The organism is Burkholderia sp. Bp8992, from assembly GCF_003853705.1.
Taxonomy (GTDB): Bacteria; Pseudomonadota; Gammaproteobacteria; order Burkholderiales; family Burkholderiaceae; genus Burkholderia.
Genome location: NZ_QTQI01000013.1, coordinates 154,982 through 169,774 on the forward strand (window position 1 = coordinate 154,982; position 14,793 = coordinate 169,774).

17 protein-coding genes and 1 riboswitch are annotated in these 14,793 nt (G+C 68.3%); all 17 genes read right to left on the reverse strand.

Annotation, left to right across the window (positions count from 1 at the left end):
• Nucleotides 1-7: 7 nt before the first annotated feature.
• The gene (hisC, locus tag DIE03_RS20385; protein WP_124453415.1) at nt 8-1,081 is read right to left on the reverse strand and encodes a histidinol-phosphate transaminase; all 1,074 of its coding nucleotides are present in this window, start codon (nt 1,079-1,081) and stop codon (nt 8-10) included.
• Between the two features lie 145 nt (nt 1,082-1,226).
• Nucleotides 1,227-2,543 (reverse strand): histidinol dehydrogenase, encoded by a 1,317-nt coding sequence (hisD, locus tag DIE03_RS20390; protein ID WP_124453417.1) that lies wholly within the window; start codon nt 2,541-2,543, stop codon nt 1,227-1,229.
• Nucleotides 2,544-2,567: 24 nt separating this feature from the next.
• On the reverse strand, nt 2,568-3,221 hold the full coding sequence (gene hisG, locus DIE03_RS20395; RefSeq protein WP_012327780.1) for an ATP phosphoribosyltransferase: 654 nt from the start codon (nt 3,219-3,221) through the stop codon (nt 2,568-2,570).
• Nucleotides 3,218-4,567 carry a UDP-N-acetylglucosamine 1-carboxyvinyltransferase gene (murA, locus tag DIE03_RS20400; RefSeq protein ID WP_059232573.1) on the reverse strand — a complete coding sequence of 450 codons (1,350 nt, stop codon included), beginning with the start codon at nt 4,565-4,567 and terminating at the stop codon, nt 3,218-3,220. The genes hisG and murA overlap by 4 nt, the downstream gene beginning before the upstream one ends.
• 14 nt (nt 4,568-4,581) lie before the next feature.
• Nucleotides 4,582-4,821, reverse strand: a complete 240-nt coding sequence (locus DIE03_RS20405; RefSeq protein WP_006477131.1) for a BolA family protein — start codon at nt 4,819-4,821, stop codon at nt 4,582-4,584.
• A gap of 56 nt (nt 4,822-4,877) precedes the next feature.
• Complete coding sequence (locus DIE03_RS20410; RefSeq protein WP_124453419.1) at nt 4,878-5,633, reverse strand: ABC transporter permease; 756 nt, start codon at nt 5,631-5,633, stop codon at nt 4,878-4,880.
• Nucleotides 5,630-6,556 (reverse strand): ABC transporter ATP-binding protein, encoded by a 927-nt coding sequence (locus DIE03_RS20415; protein WP_124453421.1) that lies wholly within the window; start codon nt 6,554-6,556, stop codon nt 5,630-5,632. Before DIE03_RS20415 ends, DIE03_RS20410 begins: the two co-directional genes overlap by 4 nt.
• 192 nt (nt 6,557-6,748) lie before the next feature.
• Nucleotides 6,749-7,024, reverse strand: coding sequence for a lipid asymmetry maintenance protein MlaB (locus DIE03_RS20420; protein WP_124453423.1), 276 nt, complete (start codon nt 7,022-7,024; stop codon nt 6,749-6,751).
• A complete protein-coding gene (locus tag DIE03_RS20425) occupies nt 7,021-7,650 on the reverse strand; it encodes a phospholipid-binding protein MlaC (protein WP_059522369.1) in 630 nt (209 codons plus the stop codon). Before DIE03_RS20425 ends, DIE03_RS20420 begins: the two co-directional genes overlap by 4 nt.
• Before the next feature lie 111 nt (nt 7,651-7,761).
• Nucleotides 7,762-8,727, reverse strand: a complete 966-nt coding sequence (locus DIE03_RS20430) for a VacJ family lipoprotein (protein ID WP_124453491.1) — start codon at nt 8,725-8,727, stop codon at nt 7,762-7,764.
• Between the two features lie 31 nt (nt 8,728-8,758).
• On the reverse strand, nt 8,759-9,319 hold the full coding sequence (gene mlaD, locus DIE03_RS20435) for an outer membrane lipid asymmetry maintenance protein MlaD (protein WP_124453425.1): 561 nt from the start codon (nt 9,317-9,319) through the stop codon (nt 8,759-8,761).
• A 24-nt stretch (nt 9,320-9,343) separates the two neighbouring features.
• Nucleotides 9,344-10,111, reverse strand: coding sequence for a lipid asymmetry maintenance ABC transporter permease subunit MlaE (gene mlaE / locus DIE03_RS20440; RefSeq protein WP_011655796.1), 768 nt, complete (start codon nt 10,109-10,111; stop codon nt 9,344-9,346).
• On the reverse strand, nt 10,108-10,929 hold the full coding sequence (locus tag DIE03_RS20445) for an ABC transporter ATP-binding protein (RefSeq protein WP_124453428.1): 822 nt from the start codon (nt 10,927-10,929) through the stop codon (nt 10,108-10,110). The genes mlaE and DIE03_RS20445 overlap by 4 nt, the downstream gene beginning before the upstream one ends.
• 84 nt (nt 10,930-11,013) lie before the next feature.
• Nucleotides 11,014-12,138, reverse strand: a complete 1,125-nt coding sequence (gene thiE / locus DIE03_RS20450; protein ID WP_124453430.1) for a thiamine phosphate synthase — start codon at nt 12,136-12,138, stop codon at nt 11,014-11,016.
• Entirely contained in the window at nt 12,135-12,950 is an 816-nt protein-coding gene (locus DIE03_RS20455) for a thiazole synthase (protein ID WP_124453432.1), read from the reverse strand. The genes thiE and DIE03_RS20455 overlap by 4 nt, the downstream gene beginning before the upstream one ends.
• A gap of 38 nt (nt 12,951-12,988) precedes the next feature.
• Nucleotides 12,989-13,186, reverse strand: a complete 198-nt coding sequence (gene thiS, locus DIE03_RS20460) for a sulfur carrier protein ThiS (protein ID WP_014898319.1) — start codon at nt 13,184-13,186, stop codon at nt 12,989-12,991.
• A gap of 32 nt (nt 13,187-13,218) precedes the next feature.
• On the reverse strand, nt 13,219-14,355 hold the full coding sequence (locus DIE03_RS20465) for an FAD-dependent oxidoreductase (protein WP_124453434.1): 1,137 nt from the start codon (nt 14,353-14,355) through the stop codon (nt 13,219-13,221).
• 213 nt (nt 14,356-14,568) lie between these two features.
• Nucleotides 14,569-14,692: riboswitch (TPP riboswitch) on the reverse strand.
• Nucleotides 14,693-14,793: the final 101 nt, after the last annotated feature.

Consider the following 14,793-nt stretch of genomic DNA (forward strand, 5'->3'; position numbering starts at 1 on the left):
CCTGGGCTCAACCGGGCAGCGCGAGTTTCAAGGCGGCCAGCAGGCGGGCGTTTTCGTCGGGAGAACCGACGGTCAGCCGCACGCATTCGGCCAGTAATGGATGCATTTTACTCACGTTTTTGACCAGCACCCGCTCAGTGAGCAGCGCATCGAACACGGCAGCCGCGTCCGGCACGCGCACCAGCAGGAAATTGCCGGCGCTCGGGAACACCATCGCGCCCGGCAGCGCGGCCACGGCCTGCGCGAGGCGCGCGCGTTCCGCGCGCAGCTCGGCCGCCTGCGCATCGAGCACGTCGAGGTGGTCGAGCAGGAAATCGGCGGTCGCCTGGGTCAGCACGTTGATGTTGTACGGCGGGCGCACCTTGTCGAATTCGGTCAGCCACGCGTGCCGCCCGACGAGATAGCCGAGGCGGATGCCGGCAAGGCCGAGCTTCGACACCGTACGCATCACGACGACGTTGTCGAACTCGGCGGCGCGCGGCAGCCACGAACGCTCGGCGAACGGCTGGTACGCCTCGTCGATCACGATCAGGCTGTGCCGCGCGGCGGCAATGATCCGTTCGACGTCGGCATCGTCGTACAGCGTGCCGGTCGGGTTGTTCGGGTACGCGAGATAGACGATCGCGGGCCGGTGCTCGGCGATCGCCGCGAGCATCGCGTCGACGTCGAGCGTCAGGTCGGCCTGCAGCGGCACGCCGACGAATTCGAGCTGCGCGAGCTTCGCCGACAGCTCGTACATCACGAAGCCCGGCACCGGCGCGAGCACCTTCGCGCCCGGCTGCGCGCACGCGACCGAGATCATGCTGATGATTTCGTCGGAGCCGTTGCCGAGCAGCACGTCGCAACCGGCCGGCACGCCCATCGCGTGGCGCAGCTTGTCGAGCAGTGCGGCCGGGCGCGGCGCAGGATAGCGGTTCAGCGCGACCTGCGCGAGACGCTCGCCCAGCGCCGCGGCGAGCGGCTCGGGCAGCGGGTACGGATTCTCCATCGCGTCGAGCTTCACGAACCCGCTCGCGTCGGGCACCGGGTAGCTCGTCATCGCGAGCACGTCGCGGCGGATGATGTCTTGTGGCGTCGTCATGGTCTCAAGCCGGCGTGCGTCGCGCCGGCATCAAATAGGTCGGCAAGGCGGCGGCTGCCGCCCTGCACTCGTCTCCAGCCCCGGTTCGCGGTACCGGCCGGCGCCGGCGCATCCGCGCCCGCCCCCGGCCCCGCGCAGTGCGTGGTCAGCCCTTCATCCGGAACTCGGCGCTCTTCGCATGCGCCTGCAGCCCTTCGCCGTACGCGAGCTCGGACGCGATCTCGCCGAGCGTCTGGGCACCTTCCGCGCTGACTTCGATCAGGCTCGAACGCTTGATGAAGTCGTACACGCCGAGCGGCGACGAGAAGCGCGCGGTGCGCGACGTCGGCAGCACGTGGTTCGGGCCCGCGCAGTAGTCGCCGAGGCTTTCGCTCGTGTAGCGGCCGAGGAAGATCGCGCCTGCGTGGCGGATCTGCTGGCCCCATTGCTGCGGTTCCAGCGCCGAGATTTCGAGGTGCTCGGGCGCGATGTCGTTCGCGATCCGGCACGCTTCGGCCATGTCGCGCACCTTGATCAGCGCACCACGCCCTTCGAGCGATGCGCGGATCACGTCCTGGCGCGGCATCGACGGCAGCAGCTCGGCGATCGCCTTCTCGACGCGGTCGAGGAACGCGCCGTCCGGGCACAGCAGGATCGACTGCGCAAGCTCGTCGTGCTCGGCCTGCGAGAACAGGTCCATCGCGACCCAGTTCGGATCGGTCGTGCCGTCGCACAGTACGAGGATTTCCGACGGGCCGGCGATCATGTCGATGCCGACCGTGCCGAACACGCGGCGCTTCGCCGATGCGACGTACGCATTGCCCGGGCCGCAGATCTTGTCGACGGCCGGCACCGTCGCGGTGCCGTACGCGAGCGCACCGACCGCCTGCGCACCGCCGATCGTGAACACGCGATCGACGCCGCCGAGCAGGGCCGCAGCCAGCACGAGGTCGTTCTTCACGCCGTCCGGCGTCGGCACGACCATCACGATCTCGCCGACCCCCGCGACACGCGCGGGAATCGCGTTCATCAGCACCGACGACGGATACGCGGCCTTGCCGCCCGGCACGTACAGGCCGACGCGGTCGAGCGGCGTGACCTTCTGGCCGAGCACCGTGCCGTCCGCCTCCGTGTACTGCCAGCTATGCGTGCCGCACTCGATCTTCTGCTTCTCGTGGTACGCGCGGACCCGCGCCGCGGCCGCTTCCAGCGCCGCGCGCGCCTTCGGCGCGAGACCGTCGAGCGCCGTCTGCAGCGCGTCCTGCGGCAGTTCGAGCGCGGCGACGCTGTCCGCGCTCAGCCGGTCGAAGCGGTTGGTGTACTCGAGCACCGCGGCGTCGCCGCGCGACTTCACGTCGGCGAGGATCTGCGCGACCGATTGCTCGATCGCTGCGTCTTCGCTCGCCTCGAACGCGAGCAGCGCGCGCAGCGCGGCGCCGAAGCCTTCGTTCGTCGAATCGAGCTTGCGGATGGTGATGGACATGGGAGTTCCGTTACGGTGATGCGCTCAACCGCCATTCTGCGACGCGCGTTCGAACGCGTCGAGGATCGGCTTGAGCGCCGCGCGCTTCAACTTCAGCGCGGCCTGGTTCACGACGAGGCGCGACGAGATCGCCATGATCTCCTCGACCTCGACCAGATTGTTCGCCTTCAGCGTGCCGCCCGAGCTGACGAGGTCGACGATCGCGTCGGCCAGCCCGACCAGCGGCGCGAGCTCCATCGAACCGTACAGCTTGATCAGGTCGACGTGCACGCCCTTCGCGGCAAAGTGTTCGCGTGCCGTTTCGACGTACTTCGTCGCGACGCGCAGCCGCGCGCCCTGGCGCACGGCGCTCGCATAGTCGAAACCGGCCGAGACGGCCACCGACATCCGGCAGCGCGCAATGTTCAGATCGATCGGCTGGTACAGGCCCGAGCCGCCGTGCTCGACCAGCACGTCCTTGCCGGCCACGCCGAAATCGGCCGCGCCGTATTCGACGTAGGTCGGCACGTCGCTCGCGCGCACGATGATCACGCGCAGGTCGGGGTTCGTCGTCGGCAGGATCAGCTTGCGCGATGTTTCCGGATCCTCGGTGACCTGCACGCCGGCCGCGGCCAGCAACGGCAGGGTTTCCTCGAAAATCCGGCCCTTCGACAGGGCGAGGGTCAGCGGCGCGGTCATGCTTGGCTCCCGGAAAGGCGACGCACGTTCGCGCCGACGGCGGTCAGTTTGGCTTCCATGCGGTCGTAGCCGCGGTCCAGGTGATAGATGCGGTCGACGAGCGTTTCGCCGTCGGCGCGCAGCCCGGCGATCACGAGGCTCGCGGACGCACGCAGGTCGGTCGCCATCACGTTCGCGCCCGACAGCTTCTCGACGCCCGTCACGAGCGCGGTATTGCCATCGATCGTGATGTTCGCGCCGAGCCGGTTCAGCTCCTGCACGTGCATGAAGCGGTTCTCGAAAATGGTTTCGACGACCTGCGCGGTGCCCGTCGCGACCGTATTGAGGGCCATGAACTGCGCCTGCATGTCGGTCGGGAACGCCGGGTATTCCGACGTGCGGATCGTCACCGCGGACGGCCGGCGGTCCATCTTCACGCGCAGCCAGCTGTCGCCTTCCTCGATCGACACGCCGGCTTCGCGCAGCTTGTCGATCACCGCGTCGAGGATGTGCGGGCGCACGCCCGTCAGCATCACGTCGCCGCCGGCCGCCGCGACCGCGCACAGGAACGTGCCGGCCTCGATGCGGTCGGGGATCACCGAATGGCGCGCGCCGTGCAGCCGCTCGACGCCCTGGATCACGAGGCGATCGGTGCCGATACCGTCGATTTTCGCGCCCATCGCGACCAGCAGGTGCGCGAGATCGCTCACTTCCGGTTCACGCGCGGCGTTTTCGATCACCGTCTCGCCGTCCGCCAGCGTCGCGGCCATCAGCAGGTTTTCCGTGCCCGTCACCGTAATCATGTCGGTCACGATGCGTGCGCCCTTCAGGCGCTTCGCGCGCGCTTCGATGAAGCCGTGCTCGATGCTGATCTCGGCGCCCATCGCCTGCAGGCCCTTGATGTGCTGGTCGACCGGACGCGCGCCGATCGCGCAGCCGCCCGGCAGCGACACCTTCGCTTCGCCGAAGCGCGCGAGCAGCGGCCCGAGCACGAGGATCGACGCGCGCATCGTCTTCACGAGCTCGTACGGCGCGACGAGGTTGTCGACGCGCGACGCGTCGAGCTGCACGCGGCAGCCGTCGGTCTCGCTCTTCACGCCCATCTGGTTCAGCACCTTCAGCGTGGTGCGCACGTCCTTCAGGTTCGGCACGTTGTCGAGGTCGACCGGGTCGGCGGTGAGCAGCCCCGCGCACAGGATCGGCAGTGCGGCGTTCTTCGCGCCCGACACGACGATCTCGCCGGACAGGCGCTTGCCGCCTTCGATCACGAGCTTGTCCATCCCCTGTCCCTGCGATTCCCCGTTGGCGGCCGGGTGTGCCGTGGCGACGCTCTTGACGGCGTCGCGCTCGTTGACGGTGACTTGCACTCAGTGATTTCCGGTTATGCGTTCTGCCATTCGGCGGGCGTCAGCGTCTTCATGCTGAGCGCGTGAATTTCCTGCTTCATGCGATCGCCGAGCGCCGCATAGACGAGCTGGTGCCGCTGGATCGGCCGCTTGCCTTCGAAGGCCGCCGACACGATCGTCGCGAAGAAATGCTGGCCGTCGCCTTCGACTTCCAGATGCGTGCAGGCGAGACCGCCGGCGATGTATTGCTTGACCTGTTCGGGAGTCGGCAACATGGTGTAAGGCTCCTGTCGGCGCGCACCGCCCCGGGGGCGGCCGCAGCCTGTCGATATCAATGACGCAGTTTGTAGCCGGTCGCGAGCAGCCGCATCGCGATCAGCGCGAGCAGCACGAAGAAACCGGTGACGATCGCGAGGCTCGCGAGCGGGTTGATGTCGGACGCGCCGAAGAACCCGAAACGGAAGCCGTCGATCATGTAGAAAAACGGATTGAGACGCGAAATCTCGCGCCACACGGGCGGCAGCGAGTGCGTCGAATAGAACACGCCGGACAGGAACGTCAGCGGCATGATCAGGAAGTTCTGGAACGCGGCGAGCTGGTCGAACTTCTCGGCCCAGATCCCGGCGATCAGGCCGAGCGTACCGAGGATCGCCGAGCCGAGCAGCGCGAACGCAATGATGAACAGCGGCGCCGCGAAATGCATCGGGATAAACCAGATCGTCACGACGAACACGCCGGTGCCGACCGCGAGCCCGCGCACGACCGATGCGAACACGTACGCGCCGAAGATGTCGCGGTACGACAGCGGCGGCAGCAGCATGAACACGAGGTTGCCGGTGATCTTCGACTGGATCAGCGACGACGAGCTGTTCGCGAACGCGTTCTGCAGCACGCTCATCATCACGAGGCCCGGCACGAGAAAGCTCACGTACTCGACGCCCGGATATACCTCGACGCGGCCCGACAGCGCATGGCCGAAGATCGTCAGGTAAAGCAGCGCCGTGACGATCGGTGCGAGCACCGTCTGGAACGACACCTTCCAGAAACGCAGCAGTTCCTTGTAGAACAGTGTTTGGAAACCGCTCATGCCAGCCCCTCGACGACTTCTGCCCCGTTCATCACCTGGACGAACACATCCTCGAGGTCGGCCTTGCGGACCTCGATCTCGTCGAACGTGCAGCCCGCCGCGCGGCATTGCGCGAGGATGCGTTCGACATCGTCGTAGTTCGCGAGGCGCAGCAGGTGCTCGCCCGGCGCACGCGCGGCCGGGTCGGACTCCAGCCCGCGCAGCTCGGCCGGCAGCGCGCCCGTCGCGAAGCGCAGGTACAGCTGCAGCCCCGCGAAGCGGCGCAGCAGCGCGTCGGTGCGCTCGAGCGCGACCACTTCGCCGCGGCGCAGCATCGCGATGCGGTCGCACAGCGACTCGGCTTCCTCGAGGTAATGGGTGGTCAGCACGATCGTGTGACCCTCGCGGTTCAGGCGCGAGATGAATTTCCACAGCGTCTGGCGCAATTCGACGTCGACGCCGGCGGTCGGCTCGTCGAGCACGATCACGGGCGGCCGGTGCACCAGCGCCTGCGCGACAAGCACGCGGCGCTTCATCCCGCCCGACAGCGCGCGCATGTTCGCGTCGGCCTTCTCGGTGAGATCGAGATTGGCCATCACTTCGTCGATCCAGTCGTCGTTGCGGCGCAGCCCGAAATAACCGGACTGGATCCGCAGCGTCTCGCGCACGGTGAAGAACGGGTCGAAGACGAGTTCCTGCGGCACGACGCCGAGCGCCCGGCGCGCACCACGGAAGTCCTTGACGACGTCGTGGCCGCGCACCGAGATACTGCCTTCGTCGGCCCGGGCGAGCCCGGCGAGAATACTGATGAGCGTGGTCTTGCCTGCGCCGTTGGGGCCGAGCAGACCGAAAAACTCGCCTTCCTCGACCGACAGGCTGACGCCCTTGAGCGCCTGAAGCGACTTGTAGCGCTTCTTGACGTGACGGATTTCTATGGCTGACATGACTGTGCGCGACGCCAGGGCCGCGACGCCTATTCTGTGCTTGCTGCGAATGAAAATGGGGGCCGGACGCCGATTGGCTGCCCCGCAAAACGCTTGATTATAGGGCAAACCGGCAGGTGGAGCCGGCGCCGGAGACGCGCGGCCTGAAGCTTGCGCGCGCCGGCTGGCGCGGCAGGCTCCGGTCGGAGAGCGTCAATGTCGCCCGGTGCCGTCGATGAGCGCGTCGACGCCGTAGGCGCGCGCGAGGCTGGCGAGCTTCGGAGGGAGATTGAGGATGTCGAGGGTCGCGCCGCGCGACTTGGCGGCACGTTGCCATGCGAGCAGCACGGCGAGCGCGGACGAGTCGAACTGCGTCAGCGCCGCGCAATCGACGGCGGTCGCGCCGGCGCCGATGCGCGCAAGACCGTCCGCGAGCGCGGACTTCGCGCTCGCGACGGTCAGCGAGGAACCGGCTTCGAAGCCGCTCACGACGCTTGCTTGCCGGCGGCAAGCTGCTGGTTGCGCTGCGTCAGGAACTGGATCAGGCCGTCGACGCCGCTTTGCTGGATCTTCTCGTTGAACTGCTGCTGGTACGTCTGGATCAGCCACGCGCCGAGCACGTTCAGGTCATACACTTTCCAGCCGTTCGCCGTCTTGTACAGGCGGTAATCGATCTGGACCGGCTGGCCGTTGTTCATCGCGACCGTCTTGACCACGACATCGGTATCGGCCGGATCGGCGCGGAACGGCGGGTACTGGATCTGCTGGTCCGGCTTCAGCTGCGCCAGCGCGCCCGAGTACGTGCGGATCAGCAGCAGCTTGAACTGCTCCTGAACCTGCTGCTGCTGCTCGGCCGTTGCCGTGCGCCAGTTGCGGCCCATCGCGAGCTGCGTGGTGCGGCGGAAATCGGTGTACGGCAGGATGTCCTTGTTGACGATCGTGATGATGCGGTTGGTATCACCTTGCTTGATCGTCTGCTGCTTGACTTCGTCGAGCACCTGCTGCGTCGCAGTCTTGATCAGCGCCTGCGGGTTCGATTGGTCGACTTGCGCGTGAGCTGCGCTGCCGAACGAGAACAGCGCCGCGAAAACAGGGATCAGGAACAGTTTTTTCATCATAGTGACCTGCATGAATGAGTCGATGCAAAGGTTGGAGCAGGTAGCTTACGCGCAAGTTCGCATACGCTACCGACTGAATCGTTTCCGGCTGTAACGAATGTAAATCCGTCAGTGCAGCCGGATGCTCGGGAAGCGGAACCCGCCCGGCGACGGCGGCGCCACCTGCATGGCCGGCACGTTCGTTTCGCTGGCCGGATTCGGCGATTCGGCCGTGCCCGACGCCGGTGCAGCAACCGCCGCGCCCGATGCGCCTGCCGGCGCCGTCGCCCCGCCCACCGCTGCCGCACCCGCCGTACCGGCCGCGCCGGCTGCCGCCGGTGCCGCGCCGTCTTCCGGCAGGTCGTACTTCGGCAGCGCGTCGTTGCTCGACGTCGCGGCCGCTTCGCCGCGCGCGTTGCTGATCAGCATCTGGCGGCGCTGCAGGTACGCATTGCGCACGAACGAGTATTTGTCGAGCGCCGCGGCATCCAGCACGTCGCCGGCGCCGAGCAGGTTCGAACGCGTGTTGACGAGGTTGACGCCGAACAGGCCCCAGCTCAGGCCATCCGGCTTCACGTAGGTCAGCGGGTTGCCGACGTAGTCGACACCGAGGCCGGCCGTGTCGCGCAGCGTGCTCGGCCCGAGCAGCGGCAGCACGAGGTACGGACCCGACGGCATGCCGTAGCGGCCCATCGTGATCCCGAAGTCGGCCGTGTGCTTCGGCAGCTTCGCGATCGTCGCGACGTCGAACAGGCCGCCGACGCCGAACACCGTATTGATCACGACGCGCATGATGTCGCCGACACCGTCCGCGATCCGCAGCTGCACGATGTTGTTCGCCGCGATGTAGACATCGCCGATGTTCGAGAAGAAGTTCGTCACGCTGTCGCGCACCGGCTGCGGCACCACGTACTGGTAGCCCTTCGCGACCGGCTTCAGCGCGTACGTGTCGACCGTGTCGTTGAACTTGTACATCGTCCGGTTGAAGCCTTCGAGCGGATCGCCCTTGGTCGGCGTCTGCACGGTCGCGCAGCCGCTCAACGCGGCGACTGCCGCCAGCGCCAGCGCGGCGTGCCTGATGCGGATCGTGTGCATGGTCATTACCCTCTTGTTTTCTCTCGTGTGGTTATTGGGCTGCCGAGCCGGACACCGCGGACGCCGGCACCGCCACCGGTGCGGGCGCGGCGGGTGCCGCCGATGCGCCTGCTGCCGGCTTCGCGCCGCCCGCATCGGCGGCCTTGCTGTACAGGAACTGGCCGATCAGGTTCTCGAGCACGATCGCCGACTGCGTCATCGTGATCGTATCGCCGGCCTTCAGCATTTCGGTGTCGCCGCCCGGATCGAGGCCGATATATTGCTCGCCGAGCAGGCCCGACGTCAGGATCTTCGCCGACGAATCCTTCGGGAACTGGTACTGGCCGTCGACGTCGATCGTGACCAGCGCCTGGTACGTGTTCGTGTCGAACCCGATCGACTTCACGCGGCCGACCACGACGCCCGCGCTCTTCACGGCCGCGCGCGGCTTCAACCCGCCGATATTGTCGAATTTCATCCTCACTGCATAGGTCGGCTGAAACGACAGCGAACTCATGTTGCCGACCTTGAGCGCCAGGAACAGCACCGCAAGGAAGCCCACCACCACGAACAGGCCGACCCAGAAGTCGAGAGCAGTCTTTTTCATCGTCATCCCAAAATTTGGCTTGGCTGAGGCTTAGCTGAACATCAGCGCGGTCAGCAGGAAATCGAGGCCGAGTACGGCGAGCGACGCGAACACGACCGTCTTGGTGGTCGCGCGCGACACGCCTTCGGGCGTGGGCTTCGCTTCATACCCTTGAAACAGCGCAATGAAAGTCACGGCGAACCCGAACACGATGCTCTTGATCACGCCGTTGCCGACGTCGGCCCAGACCTGGACCCCGCCCTGCATCTGCGACCAGAACGCGCCCGGATCGACGCCGATCAGCACGACGCCGACGAAGTAGCCGCCGAGCACGCCGACCGCGTTGAAGATCGCGGCGAGCAGCGGCATCGCGATGATGCCGGCCCAAAGGCGCGGCGCGATCACCGTCTTGATCGGGTCGACCGCCATCATTTCGAGCGCGGTGAGCTGTTCGCCGGCTTTCATCAGGCCGATCTCGGCCGTGAGCGACGTGCCCGCGCGCCCCGCGAACAGCAGCGCGGTGACGACCGGCCCCAGCTCGCGCACGAGCGACAGCGCGACCAGCAGGCCGAGCGCCTGCTCGGAACCGTAGCGGTTCAGCGTGTAATACCCCTGCAGGCCGAGCACGAAGCCGACGAACAGCCCCGACACGGCAATGATCACGAACGAATAGTTGCCGAGGAAGTGGATCTGCTTCGTGACCAGCCGCGGCCGGCGCAGCAGCGGGAAGAATTCCAGCACGAGGCGCACGAACAGCCGCGTGCCGTAGCCCGCGCGCTCGAGGCCGCCGATGACGTAACGTCCGATCGCGCTGATCATGCGCGCCCTCCGCCGAGGCCGAAATCCGCTGCGAGCGGCGGGCTCGTGTAATGAAATTTGAACGGGCCGTCCGGCGCGCCGTCGATGAACTGCCGCACGCTCGGATCCGTCGACGCGCGCAGCTCGTCGGGCGTGCCCTGGGCAAGCACGCCGCCGTTGGCCAGGAAATACACGTAGTCGGCGATCGCGAACGATTCCGGCACGTCGTGCGTGACGAGGATCGACGTCGCGCCGAGCGCCTGGTTCAGCGTGCGGATCAGGTTCGCGGTGATGCCGAGCGAGATCGGGTCGAGGCCCGCGAACGGCTCGTCGTACATGATGAGCTGCGGATCGAGTGCGATCGCGCGAGCCAGCGCGATGCGGCGCGCCATCCCGCCCGACACCTCGGACGGCATCAGGTCGCGCGCGCCGCGCAGGCCGACCGCGTTGAGCTTCATCAGCACGAGGTCGCGGATCAGGTCTTCGGGCAGGTCGGTATGCTCGCGCAGCGCGAACGCGACGTTCTCGAACACCGACATGTCGGTAAACAACGCGCCGAACTGGAACAGCATGCCCATCTTGCGGCGCAGCGCATACAGGCCGTCGCGCGTTTGCGCGCCGACATCGGCGCCGTCGAACAGCACCTGGCCGCGGCGCGCACGCACGAGGCCGCCGACCAGGCGCAGCACGGTGGTCTTGCCGCAACCCGAGCCGCCCATGACCGCGACGACCTGCCCGCGCCCGAAGCGCAGGTTCAGGTTGGACAGGACGAGGCGGTCGCCGTAGCCGAAGTCGACGTCGCGAAGTTCCAGCAGGGTCTCGGTAGGAGTGGGGCTCACGGAGCTGACAGTCCTTTTACGCAGAACGCCGAATTATAGGGCCTGCATTGGAATGATGTCGTGACGCCGTTCCGGGCCCTGCGGTCAATGATTGTCAAATTGTCCGGGAAAGCACTGCTGCAGCGCAATAAGCGCCGTCCGATAATCGGCTGAGCCCGTCACCGCACTGACCACCGCGACGCTGCCGACGCCCGTCGCCAGCACGGCCGGCAGCGTGTCGAGCCCCACCCCGCCGATCGCGACGAGCGGCGCCCGCGCGCTGGCGAAGCGCGCGTAGCGGGCGATCCGCGCGAGGCCCTGCGGCGGCGCGGCGACGGCCTTGGTGGCGGTCGCGTAGACGGGACCGAGCGCGAGATAGCTCGGACGCTCGTGCAGCGCCCGCAACATCTCGTAATAACCATGGCTCGAAAGTCCGAGCCGCAGGCCCGCGCGCGCGATCGCGGCCAGATCGGCCGTTTCGAGGTCTTCCTGCCCAAGATGAACGCCGTACGCGCCTTCTTCTGCAGCGATCTGCCAGTGATCGTTGATGAACACACGCGCATCGGGATAGCGGCGCCCCGCCGCGACCGCGCGCACGATTTCGCGCCGCAGCGCGTCTGGCGTCGCGCCTTTCACGCGCAGCTGCACGGTCCGCGCACCGCCGTCCAGCACGCGCTCGACCCATTCGGCACTCGGCACGACCGGATAGAGGCCGAACTGCGCGGGGCACGGCGCGAATGCCGGCTCCGGCGCAGGCGGCAGCCCGGCGACCCGCGGGAACCGCGCGGCATCGACCGGCCACGCATCGGCGGCGCGCGTCTCGTCGCCGTCGCGCCACGCCAGCGCGAGCACCAGCGCGTCGACCGGCGCGAAGCCGCAATCGAGGAATGCGGCGAGGGCCGCGATCCAGTCGTCCGCGAGCGGATGCGCGGCTTCGAGCGCGTAGCGCGCGCCTGCCGCATGCAGCACCGCGCCGTGCTCGTCGAATTCGATCGCAACCGCGTCCGGCGAGGCCGGCCGCGACGCGGCCGACGCGCGCGCCCGCGCGGTGCGGTCGCCGGCCGACACGATCAAGACGTCGCCGTCCGACGGCACCTCGGGTGCCGCCACGCAGAGCCGCCACGGCGCCGCGCCGTCCGGCCAGTCGCCGAGGCGGGCGCGGATCCGTTCGGCCGCTTCGGCCAGTTCGTCGGCCGGCGGCCAGAATGCATCGGCGAAGCGCGCGCTCATGCGCCGCCCCCGTCCTGGTGCCAGAACGGCATCCCGACCACCGGCGTGCTCGCGTGCGCAGTTTCGCGCGCGTCCATCGGCCCGGCCAGATAGGCGGCGCGCCCCGCTTCGACGCCCTGCGCGAACGCGCGCGCCATGATTTCCGGGTGCGTGGCCTGCGACACGGCCGTGTTCAGCAGCACGCCGTCGAAGCCCCACTCCATCACCTGGCACGCGTGCGACGGCACGCCGAGCCCCGCGTCGACGATCAGCGGTACGTCGGGCAAGCGCTCGCGCAGCACGCGCAGGCCGTACGGGTTCACGACGCCCTTGCCCGTGCCGATCGGCGCGCCCCACGGCATCAGCGCCTCGCAGCCGACGTCGAGCAGGCGCCGGCCGATCACGAGATCCTCGGTGCAGTACGGCAGCACCTTGAAGCCGTCCTTGACCAGTTGCGCGGCGGCCTCGATCAGCCCGACCGGGTCGGGCTGCAGCGTGTAGTCGTCGCCGATCAGCTCGAGCTTGATCCAGTCGGTATCGAATACCTCGCGCGCCATATGCGCGGTCGTCAAGGCCTCGGCGACGGTCTGGCAGCCGGCCGTGTTCGGCAGCAGCGGCACCGCGTGGCGCTTGAGCAGATCGAAGAAGCCGGCTTCGGCCGTGCCGCCCGTCATCTGGCGGCGCAGCGCGACCGTCACCATCCCGGGGCGCGACGCGGTGATCGAATCGGACAGCGACTGCAGCGACGGATAGCGCGACGTGCCGAGCAGCACGCGGCTTGCAAAGGTTACGCCGTACAGCGTCAGCGCATCGGCGGAGGTGAGGGACGTCATGTCGTTTTCCTGGAAGAGCGGGGGCGAACCGGCGGCGCTCAGCCGCCCGCGACGGGGTGCACGACGTCGAGCTTGTCGCCCGTCGCGAGTGCGCGCGCCGCATGCTGCGTGCGCGCGACGAAATTGCCGTTCAGCGCGACCGCGTACGGCGGACGCGCGCCGTACGCGGCGAGCGCGTCGGCCACCGTCGCGCCGTCGGGCAGCGTCAGGGTCTGTTGGTTGATCTGGATATCCATGAGGCTCGGTCGGATTCGGTCGGCGGCACGCGTCACGCCGGCTGGCGCGCGTCGCTGCGGTGATGAAGGAGCGCCGGCCAGCGCGCGGCGTCGCGCCATGCGGCAAACGCGTCGGCATCGCCGAACGCGCCGCCGAGCGCGGCTTGCGCGCACGCGACGGCCGCGTGCGCGACTTCCGGCGCGATCATGAAGCCGTGCCGGTACAGGCCGTTGACGGCGAGCGTCGATGCGCCGTCCCAGATCACCGCCGGGCGGTGATCGGGCAGCGTCGGCCGGCACTGCGCATTGAGTTCGAGGATGCGCGCCTCGCCGAACGCCGGGTGCACGGAGAACGCCGCGCTCAGCAGTTCGAGCGCGGAGCGCACGCTGACGGGCGACATGTCCTCGCCCTCCACCTCGGTCGCGCCGATCACATAGAGATCGCCCTGCTTCGGCGCGATGTACAGCGGGTACCGCGGATGCAGCAGCCGCACGGGCCGCGTCAGCCCGATGCCGGGTGCGTGCACGCGCGCGACTTCGCCGCGGATGCCACGCAGGGCGGGCAGCGCGGATTTCGCGCCGAGCCCGCGGCAATCGATCGTGAAATGCGCGTCGGGCAGGTTCGCGTCGTCGATCGCGACGTGCCAGTGCAGGTCGACGCCGCGTTCGGCAAGGCCCGCCGCCAGCGCACGCAGCGCCTGGCGATTGTCGAGCTGGCCTTCGCGCGGCAGCAGCAGGCCGCGGGCGAAACGGCCTGCGAGCGTCGGCTCGGCCGCATCGACCTGCGCGCCGACGAGCGTCACGAAGCCGCCGTCGAACAGGTCGGCCGGCGCGTTCGCGCGCACGCGCCGCTCGAACAGCGGCGCCTCCGCGCGATCCGCGTGATGCCAGACGACGAGTGTGCCGCGATGCTGGAAGAAGACGGGTTCGGGCAGTTCCGCGAGCCATTGCGGCCAGCGTTCGAGCGACGCGGCGCCGAGCTCGGTGATCAGCCGCTCCGCGCTCGCCGCTTCCGCGAGCGGCGCGAGCATCGCGGCCGCGATCCACGCGGCCGACTGCTCGCCGTCCGGGCCGCCGCGCTCGTACAGCGCGACGCGATGCCCGTCGCCCGCAAGGCGCCACGCGATCAGGCGGCCGACGAGGCCGCCGCCGAGCACCGCGAAATCGGGCCGTGCATCCCGGACGTTCATCGCGTGCCCTCCGTGCGAACGCGCACGACGAACGACGACGCACGTGCGAACGCACGCGACATCGGGCCGGGGATCAAGCAAAAGACTGAAGATTGTGCGGTCATCATTCCTTCCGTAACGCGCAATGCGCGTACCCAAAAGGACGAAACCGGCAGCAAAGGCCGGCCGGGCGGGACTCGGGCGCTGACCATGTGGGATGGCGGCCAGCGCGGCCCGGCGGGATCAGAAACTTCCCTCGCCGGTATTACCCGGATCGGGTGCAAAGGGTTTTTCTCAGCCTCGCCGCGCCGCCCGGAACATCTGCCGGCCGCGCCACGAAGCACCCCTGTTTCGTCGTCGGTCATTAGACCATAAAAGCGGAAAGTGCCGCAAACTGTCCCCCTTGGGGCAAATTCGCCGTCGGCCCGCGCCGCTCTGGCACAATGCCCGCAGGCCGGC

What these genes read in the sequence shown, in the direction of transcription:
- DIE03_RS20425 (WP_059522369.1), bottom strand. Translation starts at nt 7,650, where the DNA reads ATGAAAAAACTGTTCCTGATCCCTGTTTTCGCGGCGCTGTTCTCGTTC.
- DIE03_RS20430 (WP_124453491.1), bottom strand. Translation starts at nt 8,727, where the DNA reads ATGCACACGATCCGCATCAGGCACGCCGCGCTGGCGCTGGCGGCAGTC.
- hisG (WP_012327780.1), bottom strand. Translation starts at nt 3,221, where the DNA reads ATGACCGCGCCGCTGACCCTCGCCCTGTCGAAGGGCCGGATTTTCGAG.
- thiE (WP_124453430.1), bottom strand. Translation starts at nt 12,138, where the DNA reads ATGAGCGCGCGCTTCGCCGATGCATTCTGGCCGCCGGCCGACGAACTG.
- thiS (WP_014898319.1), bottom strand. Translation starts at nt 13,186, where the DNA reads ATGGATATCCAGATCAACCAACAGACCCTGACGCTGCCCGACGGCGCG.
- DIE03_RS20405 (WP_006477131.1), bottom strand. Translation starts at nt 4,821, where the DNA reads ATGTTGCCGACTCCCGAACAGGTCAAGCAATACATCGCCGGCGGTCTC.
- DIE03_RS20415 (WP_124453421.1), bottom strand. Translation starts at nt 6,556, where the DNA reads ATGTCAGCCATAGAAATCCGTCACGTCAAGAAGCGCTACAAGTCGCTT.
- mlaE (WP_011655796.1), bottom strand. Translation starts at nt 10,111, where the DNA reads ATGATCAGCGCGATCGGACGTTACGTCATCGGCGGCCTCGAGCGCGCG.
- hisD (WP_124453417.1), bottom strand. Translation starts at nt 2,543, where the DNA reads ATGTCCATCACCATCCGCAAGCTCGATTCGACGAACGAAGGCTTCGGC.
- DIE03_RS20455 (WP_124453432.1), bottom strand. Translation starts at nt 12,950, where the DNA reads ATGACGTCCCTCACCTCCGCCGATGCGCTGACGCTGTACGGCGTAACC.
- mlaD (WP_124453425.1), bottom strand. Translation starts at nt 9,319, where the DNA reads ATGACGATGAAAAAGACTGCTCTCGACTTCTGGGTCGGCCTGTTCGTG.
- DIE03_RS20465 (WP_124453434.1), bottom strand. Translation starts at nt 14,355, where the DNA reads ATGAACGTCCGGGATGCACGGCCCGATTTCGCGGTGCTCGGCGGCGGC.
- hisC (WP_124453415.1), bottom strand. Translation starts at nt 1,081, where the DNA reads ATGACGACGCCACAAGACATCATCCGCCGCGACGTGCTCGCGATGACG.
- DIE03_RS20410 (WP_124453419.1), bottom strand. Translation starts at nt 5,633, where the DNA reads ATGAGCGGTTTCCAAACACTGTTCTACAAGGAACTGCTGCGTTTCTGG.